This window comes from Chrysiogenia bacterium, assembly GCA_020434085.1.
Taxonomy (GTDB): Bacteria; JAGRBM01; JAGRBM01; order JAGRBM01; family JAGRBM01; genus JAGRBM01.
Genome location: JAGRBM010000057.1, coordinates 1 through 10,937, shown reverse-complemented (window position 1 = coordinate 10,937; position 10,937 = coordinate 1). Strand labels below are relative to the sequence as shown.

The window sequence follows — 10,937 nt, the reverse complement described above, 5'->3', positions numbered from 1 at the left end:
TTTTCAAGCGCCGCCGGCTGTTTGGCCTGAAAGTGAAAGGGGGCTTCAAAAGAAGCCCCCCGGTCACTGCATTTCAGCAAGCTGCGACTCAGGAGTTGCAGCTATTGGCGCCCTTGCAGCTGTTGCCCGAGGATTCGCCCTCGGGGGCAGCCTCGGCACCGTTGCAGGAGTTCGCGCCGTTGCAGGAATTCTCGGGCGCGGCTTCTTCCGTTGCACCGTTGCAGCTATGTGCACCCTTGCAGCTGTTGCCGCTGGCCTCGGCCGCCGGGGCGGCCTCGGTGGCGCCTTCGGCGGTGGCACCTTTCTGGGCGCAGCCGGCGAACAGGCCTGCTGCGGCAATTGCGATCATGGCTCCCTTGAGATTGTTACCCTTCATGTGTCTCTCTACGCTCCTTGTGAGATGTTATGGACTCTCGCCCTGCTTTTTGCGTCCTGATCCAGACGCCTGATTCCGTGGTTAATTGGCGGATGCTTGCTTTGCAGCCTCATACGCAAAGAGGTTGAGCTCGATGGTGCCTTCGTGACCGACGACATCGGCGAGCTTCTGAACACGGGCCAACCAACCGGACGTGTAATCAGGTCCAATCTTGTAATCGTCGCGGTTGAAACCTTCAATAGTGGCGCTGATCTTCACCACGCGCCCGGGGCCGCGCTCTCCGGGGGAGAACAGCACCACCGCGCCGCGCAGGTTCTCGCGGGCTCCCTTGGCATGCTTGCGCCCGCAGATGGTGAACGTTCCCACGGCCCGCATCTGGATCGGCATTTTGGGTTTTACCAGGTCGAGGGTTTTGGCGCTTTCAATCTCGAACTCGAAGGCACACTCGGCCGGGTCGCTCTGCTTGTTGGTGGCCCACTGCTGGAAGTGGTCGGTCTTGTCGGGCTCGTTGTCGACGTTGATGCTGGTGAGCGGCAAGCTGCACTTGCCGCTGGCCTCGCCGGTGTCGGTGAAATCGAGATCACACGAGACTGCGGTGCTCACCGCGGTGATGCGCTCGCCCAGCGGCGCCGAGAAAGTGGCGGTCATGCTGGAGTTTCCCTTTTCGGGATCTACCTTGAAGTTGGTCGCGTGAGCGGGCGAAGCGATGATGAAAAGGCCGATGGCCATGAGGCCCGAGAGGGCCGGCTTGAGAAAACTGGAATGCGTCACTGTCTTGCTCCTTGGAAATCGGGCGCACCAGGCCATTGCGCACACGCGTTCCCTTTGTCCTGCTCTACCCGTGTGTGCCGCCGGTTATTCCTGGCCGCGTTGTTTTGTGTCTTACCGATGCCGACGACCGGAATCGGTCGCAGAAAAATGCGGGCCGGTCAGAGAAATTCGTGGAGAGCCCGTTCGAAGTGTCCGAACGCCTCGCTGCCGAAAAGGGCGAAGACGACGCGCTCGATGGAGGAAGACCCCCTGAGGAAGGAAGCCACCTCGGAGATCGCTACCGGAGCGGCCAGCGCAATCGGGTAGCCGTAGACCCCGGTGCTGATGGAGGGGAAGGCGATGGAAGTGCAGCCCGCCTTGGCGGCCACTTCCAGGCTGGTGCGGTAGGCGCCGCGGAGCAGTGCTTCCTCACCCTTGGCGCCCCCGTTCCAGATGGGGCCCACGGCATGAACAACGTGGCGGACCCCGCCGCTCTCGAGATCAAAGGCGGGCGTGATGACCGCGCTGCCGGTCGGGCAGCCCCCGATGGCCCGGCAGGCCTCCAGCAGTCTTGGGCCGGCGGCCCGGTGGATGGCGCCGTCCACTCCGCCCCCGCCGCGAAGGCCCGAATTGGCAGCCGTCACGAGTGCATCGGCCCGGACCTTCGTGATGTCGCCTTCGATGAGCTCAATGACGGCGTTTCCGACCTTTCGCTGCATCTCTCTAATCCCCCTCAGAACGCGGTATGAAGGGCTTTGCGCCCACCGGCCCCAACATAGCAGGCACGGCAGGGAAGCACGCCCCCCAAAAAAAACTTGCATGGGAGCCGCGAGATAGGGCATCCTCTGTAGCTAGCTGACCGATCGGTCGGTTGGCTGAATCGGCAGCGCACGTCCCGTAGTGGGCGGCGTGAGCTACAAATGGAGCGAACCATGACGGCTATCGACCACCCCGAAACGATGGAAACCCTCCCCTCGAACCTCGACATGGTCTGGCAGTGGGCCTACGAGATCGACATCGAAAAGCTGCGCCGGCTCTATGACATGGCCAAGCGCGAGCAGTGGAACGCGGATCAGCAGCTCGACTGGAGCCGCGAGATCGATCCCTCCGCGGACATCCTCGACCCCGAGCGCATGGCCGTGAAGACCACGAAGTTCTGGACGACGCTCTCGAAGAGCCAGCAGGAAGCCTTCGGCGCGCACAATGCCGCTTACATGCTCTCGCAGTTTCTCCATGGCGAGCAGGGCGCGATGATGGTGGCCGCTTCGCTCGTCGACGGTGTTCCCGATTACGAAGCCAAGCTCTACGCGGCGACGCAGACCATGGATGAGGCGCGCCATGTGGAAGTCTTCGAGCGCTACATCAAGAAACTCGACAAGATCTATCCGATCGACGGATTCCTCAAGGGACTGCTCGATGCAACGCTCGCCCACAAACGCTGGGAGTGCCGGTGCGTGGGCATGAACATGATTGTCGAGGGCCTGGCACTCGGCACCTTTGTGAACATGCGTGAGGCCACGACCGAACCGCTCTTCAAGGACCTGCTCACCTATGTGATCAAGGACGAAGCCCGCCACGTCGCCTACGGCAATGTCTATCTCTCCGAAGTGATCCAGGACATGCACAAGGATGACCTGGCAGAGGTCGAGGACTTCGCGTTCGAAGCGCTCTCCATGATGCGCAAGGCGCGCATCGGCGGCGGGGGCAGCGGCGACACCCACGTCTACAACAACGTACTGATGGACGCTGGGGTCGACCCCAAGGACTTCATGAACGCGATGATGAAGGAATACATGGAGGGCTGGCGTCCCAAGGCCATGCCCGGCCAGGTGCACACCTTCAAGGACCTCATGATGCCGGCGCTTGCGCGCGTGGGCCTCGTCGAGTCCGAGCGCATCCGCAAGCGCTACAAAGACGCGAACGTAAACATGTTCGACGACGTCTCCATCCTGAAGGGGATGGAAGTGGACCTCGAGAATCTGGAGCATTCGCTCACGCATTGATGCTCGTGGGACTGGGGAGAATCGGCAGAGGGCGGCCCGGCGGGCCGCCCTTCGTCTTTGCCGGGCAGAACGGCATCGCTTGTATGGGCAGCATAACGGTCTCCGCGCTTGATTGGCCGGGCTTTGATCAATCATCGTTTTGGCGTCCGACCGGTCGGTCGGTAGGCCGCGCGAAGGAGCGAAGCGCGCGACCGATCCACCCATCCGCTGTTGGAGGGTGAGAGCCACGCAAGGGAGCGAAACGATGAGCGCGATTACCAAGCCGGAAATTCTTGAAAGCCTTTCCAGTCCGATGGAGATCTGTTGGAACTGGAGCTACGAGATCGACATCGAGAAGCTGCGCCGCCTCTACTCGATGGCCAAGCGCGATCAGTGGGACGCCGAGCAGGAGATCAACTGGGACCGCGAGGTCGACGCCAGCGCGGACATCGTCGGCGCCGACCGCATGCCCATCAAGAGCACGAAGTTCTGGACCAAGCTCTCCAAGAGCCAGCAGGAATCCTTCGCCGCGCACAACGCCGCGTTCATGCTCTCGCAGTTCCTCCACGGCGAGCAGGGTGCGCTGATGGTTTCGGCCGCGCTCGTGCACGCCGTTCCCGATTACGAAGCCAAGCTCTATGCCGCCACCCAGGCCATGGACGAGGCGCGCCATGTGGAGGTCTTCGACCGCTACATCAAGAAGCTCGACAAGATCTATCCCATCGACACCTTCCTCAAGGAACTGCTCGACGACACGCTGACGCACCCCCACTGGGCGGGCATGCTGATTGGCATGCAGATGATCGTGGAGGGCCTGGCGCTGGGTTCCTTCCTCAACATGAGCCAGGCGGCGACCGAGCCCCTGTTCAAGGAACTCATCGACTACGTCATCAAGGACGAGTCGCGCCACGTGGCCTACGGCAATGTCTATGTGAAGGAAGCGGTGGCCGACATGCACCCCGACGACCGCGAGGAACTCGAGGACTTCGCGTTCAACTCGCTGGCCAAGATGCGCAAGGCGCGCTTCGGCGGCGGCGGCCAGAGCATGGTCTACGCCCAGGTTCTTCAGGACTGCAACATCGATCCCAAGGACTTCATGAACGCCATGATGTCCGAATACATGGAGGGCTGGCGTCCCAAGGCGCTGCCCGGCCAGGTGCATACCTTCAAGGACGTGATGATGCCCCAGCTCGTGCAGGCAGGCCTCGTCGGCAGCGACCGCATCCGCAAGAAATACCAGGACGCCAAGGTCCAGATGTTCGATGAGACCAACGTGCTCACCGACCTGCAGGACAGCATCCTGGCCGAGATGGAGAGCATGCCGGCGGTGTAGTCGCGCTGCTTTCGAGCCTCTGAACCAACGAGGGCGGCCCGGTGGGCCGCCCTTTTTCGTTGGGTATGGGAAAGTTGACGGCGCCGTCAGCGTCGCAGTAAAGAGAAGGCCCAGCGGCGGGCGGCGGCCCGCAAGTCCTCACTCTCTCCGGGATCTTCAATGAGCGAACAAAACCTGATTCTTCTGGGCGTCCTGGCGGTGGTTGCCGTCGTGGGCGTTGTCGTCTTTCGTGTGATTTCCGGCCAGCGCAACGAGGCCGGGATCTCCACCAGCATGGGTGCGCGCGGCGCGCAGGTCTCCTCACTGGTGAGTCGCTCGATCTGGCGAAAGCTCTGGCTGAAGTTCCGCCAGATGTGGGCCACCCACGAACACAAGAAAGCCCTCGAAGAAGAGTACCACCTCAAGAGCGCCGAGGAAGCCGCCAAAATCATGGGAAACATGAAGGGCGTCTTCATGAAGCTCGGCCAGATCATTTCCTTCGCCAATGATTCGCTGCCGCCCGCGGCGCAGGAAGCGCTGCGCGGCCTGCAGTCGGACTCGCCCCCCATGGACTTCAAGCTGGTGCGCCAGCAGATCGAATCGGAACTGGGCAAGGACCTGGGCGAGCTGTTCAAGGATGTGGATGAGCAGCCGCTGGCCGCCGCGAGCATCGGGCAGGTGCACAAGGCAAAGCTGCACGACGGCACGGTGGTCGCGCTCAAGGTCCAGTATCCGGGCGTCGATACCGCCATCGAAAACGACCTGAAGGCCTCCGCGGGGCTGGCCGCCATGATCAACATGGTGAACAAGAACGTGGACGCCAAGGCGGTGGTGCGCGAGCTCAAGGAACGTCTCTACGACGAGCTCGACTACCGCCAGGAGATGCGCAACCAGCAGCTCTTTGCCGAGCTCTGGGACGGCCATCCCTACATCCGCGTTCCGAAGGTGTTTCCCGAATTCTGTACCAAGCGCGTGCTCTGCCAGGAGTTCAAGAAGGGACTCAACTTCTACGACTTTCTCGAAACCGCGACGGACAAGGAGCGCGAGCTCGCCGTCTACGTGCTGCACGACTTTGTGTTCGACTCCATGCACATCCACCACGTCTTCAACGGCGATCCCCATCCGGGCAACTACATCTTCAACGAAGACGGCGGAATCACGTTCATCGACTTCGGCTGCATCAAGTACTTTGATGATGGGTTCATTCACAAACTGCAGGGAATCTCGCGCGCGGTAGTGGAAAAGGACCGCGACGCATTCGATCAACTGGTAATGGATCTCGGGCTCATCCTGCCGGGCCGGCCCTATGATCGCGAGTGGATGTGGGATTTCTTCGGCTACCACTCGGCGCCGTTCAAGGAAGACCGCAAGTTCGAGTTCACCCCCGAATGGGTCGCCCAGGCCGGCGAGGTGATGGACCCGCAAAAACTCCAGCAGATGAACCTGCCGCCGGACCTGCTGTTCTTCAACCGCATCACGTTCGGTCTGAATGCCATCATGCAGAAGCTGGGCGCCAACTTTAACTGGCACGTGGCGGCCCGCCGCTACCTCTACGAGTCCGAAAACGTCCCCCCCAGCCTGGCGCTGCAGGGCATCGAACTGCCCGAGAAATTCCTGCCCTCCCGGCAGCACGGTGCCAGACGTGTCGAGCAGGTGGCGCAGCGCCCGGCTGAGTGAATTCGTTGTAACTACTTGAAATTATAGGGATAATGCGGTCTGCCGGATTATTCGTTCTGTGTCACTGTGCGACATTCTGTCGCATTGTGATATTTGTCATTCCCAGGAATAGCGGATGTCCCTATCCTCATGTCAACAATCAGGCAGGTGGCCCGCCTGGAGCAACCAGGGCCGCCTGACGAGGTAGCATCATGACGTTCATCACCTGGGAGCCCCGTTACGAGATCGGCGTGGAGTTTGTGGACCGCCAACACAAGCAGCTCGTCGACATCATCAACCGACTGCACGACTCCATGGAAAGTGGAGCCAGCCAGCGCGTTCTCGACCACATCTTCGCCGACCTTGAGGTCTATACCGAAACCCACTTCAGGGATGAAGAGCGGTATCTGGCCGAGAGTAATTACCCGGACCTCGAGCGCCACAAGGGCGCGCACGTCCAGTTCATCGATCGCATTCGGCAGATGCGCGAGCGCTTCATGGCCAACGACATGGTCGCCAACCAGGTGCTGCTCTATCTCAAGAACTGGCTGACCCTGCATATTTTGGGAACCGACCGTCAGTACGCCAATTACTTCGAGCGCGGAGAAGGAAAAAACGCCGCCGCGGGTTGATTCTTCAGCCCGTTTCTGCCGCCGGCGCATCAGCAACATTGACCGGGCGGTCTCTTCAGGAGAAATGCGCGTACCGCCCCTGGTAGAGGTGGCACAATGACATTCATCGATTGGGAGCCCCGATACGAGATCGGCGTGGATTTCGTCGACCGTCAGCATCAGCAGCTCGTCAACATCATCAATCGTTTGCATCGCTCGGTGGAAGCCGGGACCGGTGACCGCGTGCTCGATGGCATCTTCGCAGACCTTGAGGTCTATACCGAGACCCATTTCAAGGATGAAGAAAATGCGATGATCGCCAGCGATTGTCCGGATCTGGTCCGACACCAGGCAGCCCATCGCGAGTTCATCGCGCGCGTGCAGCAGATGCGCGCGCGTTTCCTTGCGCACGAGATACTTGCCGATCGGGTGCTCGATTACCTGAAGACCTGGCTGACGTTGCACATCCTGGGCACCGACCGTCAGTGTGCCCGCTATCTGGCGCGGGCCGAGCCCCGGGCCGCAGCCGAGGCCTAGGGTGATCAGCCTGCTTCGGCCACCGGCTCGCTCTGCCGGCCTGACTCGCTTTCGAGCCGGGCCTGCACGGACTTGAAGGCGGGTGTCTTCGAGAGCGCGTCGAGCTTTCGCGGCACCAGGCAGTTGGCTTCGGGGAAATACATGGCGAGATTTCCTGCGCGGATGTCCGTGATCGCGACCGAGGCGCTCATGGAGCCAACCTCTGTCGTGACGCGGACCCGCTCGCCCTCGCTCCAGCCGTTTCGCTCCGCATCCTCGGCGCTCATCATCACCACGTCGCGCGTTGTATTGCCGCGATAGAGATCTTCTTCTTCATACACAACGGTATTGAACTGGCCCTCGCTGCGGATGGTCATGAGCTGATACTCGTCGGGGCCGCGCGAATACTCGGGAACCTGCGTGACGTGGAAGCGGGCCTTGCCGTCCTCGGTGCCGAAGCGCGGCGCGTGGAAGGTGCGGCCGACCACCTGGAACTCCTTGCGCTCGGGATCGACGTTGCCGGCCGGCTGATAGCCCGGCACCACGGCGCCGATGGCCTTGCGCAGCGCCTCGTGAGAGCGCAGCTCGCTCCAGTCGAAGCGCCTCTCGGGGAGCACCCGCTCTGCCAGGGAAGCGATGATGTCCACCTCCGAGCGCGGCTCCCCCTCGGGGGCTTCCTGCCCGCCGTCGGAGATGCGCACGAAGTTGAACATGGACTCCTGCATGGTGAGCTGGGTTTCCTCATCGCGCACGAGTGCCGGGACGACGATGGTCGTCTTGCCGCGTCCGTGGGCGTGGCCGGTGTTGAGCTGGGTGGAGACCTGGAAGGTCAGCGGGATGTTCTGCAGCGCGCGCGCCGCCCAGTCGGCGTCGGGATTGGAGTGATAGAGATTGCCGCCGAGCTGCACGCTCACGCGGATGCGCCCCTCCAGCGCGGCCATCATCGATGCGTAGGTGTCCTGCCCGGACTCTGCCGGGACAGTGATGCCGTAGCGCGCCTCCATCTGCTCGGCGAAGGCTGCCTTGAGCGCCGGGGCGACGCCCACCGATCCCACGCCCTGCACGTTGGAGTGACCGCGAATGGGAAGCAGGCCCGCGCCCTCGCGCCCGAGCCAGCCGCGCGCCATGGCGAGGTTGGCCAGCTCGAGAATGTTGTCGACGCCGTGGGCGTGGTGGGTGATCCCCATGGCCCAGCAGAAGATGCCGCGCTTGGCCGACAGGATCATCTCCACCGCCTGATCGATCTGCGCGCGCGGCACGCCGGCGGCCTCGGCAAGTTGGTCCGCGTTCTGCGCGCGCGCGTCGGCCTCGACCTCGGCCCAGCCGGTCGCGTGCTCGCTCACGAACTGCTCGTCCACGCCGCCGCCCTCGATGACGCCCTTCAAAATCGCCTTTAAAAGCGCGATGTCGGCGCCGATGTGGGGCTGAATGTAGAGATTCGCAATGGAGCTGCCGAAAAGAAGGCTGCGCCAGTCCGAAGGAACCCGGAAACGCTGGAGCCCCAGCTCCTTGAGCGGATTGACGACCAGCACCTTGCCGCCGCGGCGCCGGAGCTGCATGAGCTGGGTGATCAGCCGCGGGTGATTGCTGGGGGGATTGGCGCCGATGACCATGACGAAATCGGCTTTGTGCAGGTCTTCAAGGACGACCGAGGCCGTGCCCGAACCGTAGATCTTCGAGAGCGCCACGCCGCTGGCCTGGTGGCAGTAGTAGCTGCAGTTGTGAATGTTGGCGCTGCCGTAGGCGCGCGCGAATAACTGAAAGAGAAACGCCGCCTCGTTCGATGAGCGGCCCGAGGCATAGAAGAACGCTTCCTCGGGCGGCGCGGCCCGCAGCGCGGCGGCCGTCTTGTCGTAGGCCTCTTCCCAGGAAATCGGCCGGTAATAGCGGTCGCCGGGTTCGGCAATGATCGGAAAGGCCAGCCGCCCCTGCGCTTCGAGCTGCGCGGGGCTCATGCCCGCCATCTGCTCGATGGAGGTAAAGCGGAAGAACCCCTCGGGAATGGCCGCGGCCATGTCGCCGGCCTGCACCTGGATGGACTTCTTGCAGACCGAGGGGAAGTGCCCGCCCTCGTCGACCAGCCCGCCGGCCTGTCCGCCCATGCCCAGCGCGCAGGTCTTGCACGCATTGTTCGAGCGCAGCCGCTTCCAGCTCTTCCACAGGCCGCCCGCCGAGAGCGCCTTCTTCACAAAATAAAAAATCGCCCGAAAACCGCCCGCCGCGCGGACTGCCGGTTTCGCCATGACTAGCTCCAATCACCGCGCGCCCGCCCAAGCGGCGCGCAAGGGCCCTAGGCTACGAAGTTGCACGCGCCGGCGCAAGGGCGGGTGCTGCGAAAGGTGCGGCGCGGCATGGCGCCCTTTACATGAGCGTCTCATCGGGCAAGATAGGCCCGGAATCCAGTTCGGAGGAGCGCCGGCGATGGAACTCGATTTTCTCAAAGAGACGTTTTACCTGGGCAACAGCCTGCGGCAGTGGCTCGTTGCGCTGGGGGCTTCGGCTGCGGCGCTCATTGCGCTGCAGATCCTCAAGGGCATGGTTGTCGGGCGCCTCAGGGCCATTGCGGAGAAGACGACCAACGACTGGGACGATCTGTTTGTGGAGATGGCCCGGCGCACGCGCTTTTGGGTGCTGGCCATTTTCTCTTTCTGGTGGGGCGCGCATTTCCTCCAGGCCGGCACCGCAGGGGCTTCGCCCCAGAAAGTATTGAATGCGCTGCGCATCATGGGCATCGTCGCCGGCGCGCTGCAGATCGGCATCTGGGGCAACGCGCTCATCTCGCACTGGATCGACAAGAAAGTTTCGACCGAAGCGGAAGACACCCGCGCAGCCTTCGGCGCGCTCGAGGTGATCGGCCGCGTGTTCCTCTGGGCGCTTCTGCTGCTGCTCATGTTCGACAACCTGGGATTCGATGTGGGCTCGCTCGTGGCGGGCCTTGGCATCGGCGGCGTAGCCGTTGCGCTGGCGGTGCAGAATATTCTCGGTGACATCCTGTGTTCGGTCTCCATCATGCTGGACAAACCGTTCGAGGTAGGCGACTTCATCGTCGTGGACGACAAGCTCGGCAACGTGGAGAAAATCGGGATCAAAACGACGCGCGTGCGCAGCCTGCAGGGCGAAGAGATTGTCTTCCCCAACACCGACCTGGTGGGAAGCCGCATCCAGAACTTCAAGCGCATGAAAGAGCGCCGCATCGTGAGCGTACTGGGCGTTACCTACGAGACGCCGGCCGACAAGGTGGAAGCGATTCCCGGCATGATTACCGAGGTGTTCGGTGCGCTCGATGAAGCGCGTCTGGACCGCGCCCACTTCAAGAGTTTCGGCCCCTCGTCGCTCGACTATGAGATCGTCTATTACGTGGCCAGCGGCGACTACAATCTCTACATGGACCTGCAGCAGCGGCTGAACCTTGCATTGCTGCGCCGCTTCCAGAGCGAGGGGATCGAGTTCGCCTATCCCACGCAGACCATTCATCTGGCGCAGGCAGCCGCTTCCTGACGGCGCAAGCGCGCCCGCGGCGCGCGCCCCTTGTGCCCATGAGAGCAGGGCGCTATAACAGCGCTCCTTGCCTCCTCAGCGCGCCCGTAGCTCAGCTGGATAGAGTGTCGGCCTCCGAAGCCGAAGGTCGTGGGTTCGAATCCCGCCGGGCGCGCCAGTTTCTTCCGCACTACCCTGGTGCAATTTGCCACAAACCGACAAACCATTGGCGATCCAAATGGGATGATCGCGACTCA

General features: G+C 62.4%; 10 protein-coding genes and 1 tRNA gene. 7 read left to right on the top strand and 4 right to left on the bottom strand.

The annotated features are described in order from the left end of the window. Nucleotides 1–88: 88 nt before the first annotated feature. From KDH09_01955 to KDH09_01945, 3 genes are all read right to left on the bottom strand, one after another. A complete protein-coding gene (locus tag KDH09_01955) occupies nt 89–376 on the bottom strand; it encodes a hypothetical protein (protein ID MCB0218432.1) in 288 nt (95 codons plus the stop codon). A gap of 81 nt (nt 377–457) precedes the next feature. After that, on the bottom strand, nt 458–1,147 hold the full coding sequence (locus tag KDH09_01950; GenBank protein ID MCB0218431.1) for a hypothetical protein: 690 nt from the start codon (nt 1,145–1,147) through the stop codon (nt 458–460). A 158-nt stretch (nt 1,148–1,305) separates the two neighbouring features. Further along, nucleotides 1,306–1,845 (bottom strand): O-acetyl-ADP-ribose deacetylase, encoded by a 540-nt coding sequence (locus KDH09_01945; GenBank protein MCB0218430.1) that lies wholly within the window; start codon nt 1,843–1,845, stop codon nt 1,306–1,308. Between the two features lie 213 nt (nt 1,846–2,058). Between KDH09_01945 and KDH09_01940 the strand changes: the two genes are divergently transcribed. The 5 genes from KDH09_01940 to KDH09_01920 all read left to right on the top strand — a co-directional run bounded on the left by KDH09_01940 (nt 2,059) and on the right by KDH09_01920 (nt 7,224). Then, the gene (locus KDH09_01940; GenBank protein MCB0218429.1) at nt 2,059–3,129 is read left to right on the top strand and encodes a diiron oxygenase; all 1,071 of its coding nucleotides are present in this window, start codon (nt 2,059–2,061) and stop codon (nt 3,127–3,129) included. A gap of 244 nt (nt 3,130–3,373) precedes the next feature. Next, nucleotides 3,374–4,441: a ferritin-like domain-containing protein gene (locus KDH09_01935; protein ID MCB0218428.1), complete on the top strand. Its 1,068-nt coding sequence runs from the start codon at nt 3,374–3,376 to the stop codon at nt 4,439–4,441. Nucleotides 4,442–4,600: 159 nt separating this feature from the next. Beyond that, nucleotides 4,601–6,097, top strand: a complete 1,497-nt coding sequence (locus KDH09_01930) for an AarF/ABC1/UbiB kinase family protein (protein MCB0218427.1) — start codon at nt 4,601–4,603, stop codon at nt 6,095–6,097. Nucleotides 6,098–6,288: 191 nt separating this feature from the next. Further along, on the top strand, nt 6,289–6,708 hold the full coding sequence (locus tag KDH09_01925) for a hemerythrin family protein (GenBank protein ID MCB0218426.1): 420 nt from the start codon (nt 6,289–6,291) through the stop codon (nt 6,706–6,708). A gap of 96 nt (nt 6,709–6,804) precedes the next feature. After that, entirely contained in the window at nt 6,805–7,224 is a 420-nt protein-coding gene (locus KDH09_01920; GenBank protein ID MCB0218425.1) for a hemerythrin family protein, read from the top strand. 5 nt (nt 7,225–7,229) lie between these two features. On the opposite strand, the gene KDH09_01915 is transcribed toward KDH09_01920, so the two are convergent. Further along, nucleotides 7,230–9,446: an FdhF/YdeP family oxidoreductase gene (locus KDH09_01915; GenBank protein ID MCB0218424.1), complete on the bottom strand. Its 2,217-nt coding sequence runs from the start codon at nt 9,444–9,446 to the stop codon at nt 7,230–7,232. A 178-nt stretch (nt 9,447–9,624) separates the two neighbouring features. Here KDH09_01915 and KDH09_01910 point away from each other — a divergent pair, with 178 nt between their 5' ends. Together KDH09_01910 and KDH09_01905 are read left to right on the top strand one after the other, a co-directional pair. Further along, nucleotides 9,625–10,701: a mechanosensitive ion channel family protein gene (locus tag KDH09_01910; GenBank protein ID MCB0218423.1), complete on the top strand. Its 1,077-nt coding sequence runs from the start codon at nt 9,625–9,627 to the stop codon at nt 10,699–10,701. Between the two features lie 80 nt (nt 10,702–10,781). Continuing rightward, nucleotides 10,782–10,858: transfer RNA gene (locus tag KDH09_01905), tRNA-Arg, on the top strand. The last annotated feature ends 79 nt before the right edge of the window (nt 10,859–10,937 follow it).

What these genes read in the sequence shown, in the direction of transcription:
- KDH09_01940 (MCB0218429.1), top strand. Translation starts at nt 2,059, where the DNA reads ATGACGGCTATCGACCACCCCGAAACGATGGAAACCCTCCCCTCGAAC.
- KDH09_01910 (MCB0218423.1), top strand. Translation starts at nt 9,625, where the DNA reads ATGGAACTCGATTTTCTCAAAGAGACGTTTTACCTGGGCAACAGCCTG.
- KDH09_01930 (MCB0218427.1), top strand. Translation starts at nt 4,601, where the DNA reads ATGAGCGAACAAAACCTGATTCTTCTGGGCGTCCTGGCGGTGGTTGCC.
- KDH09_01935 (MCB0218428.1), top strand. Translation starts at nt 3,374, where the DNA reads ATGAGCGCGATTACCAAGCCGGAAATTCTTGAAAGCCTTTCCAGTCCG.
- KDH09_01945 (MCB0218430.1), bottom strand. Translation starts at nt 1,845, where the DNA reads ATGCAGCGAAAGGTCGGAAACGCCGTCATTGAGCTCATCGAAGGCGAC.
- KDH09_01955 (MCB0218432.1), bottom strand. Translation starts at nt 376, where the DNA reads ATGAAGGGTAACAATCTCAAGGGAGCCATGATCGCAATTGCCGCAGCA.
- KDH09_01925 (MCB0218426.1), top strand. Translation starts at nt 6,289, where the DNA reads ATGACGTTCATCACCTGGGAGCCCCGTTACGAGATCGGCGTGGAGTTT.
- KDH09_01920 (MCB0218425.1), top strand. Translation starts at nt 6,805, where the DNA reads ATGACATTCATCGATTGGGAGCCCCGATACGAGATCGGCGTGGATTTC.
- KDH09_01915 (MCB0218424.1), bottom strand. Translation starts at nt 9,446, where the DNA reads ATGGCGAAACCGGCAGTCCGCGCGGCGGGCGGTTTTCGGGCGATTTTT.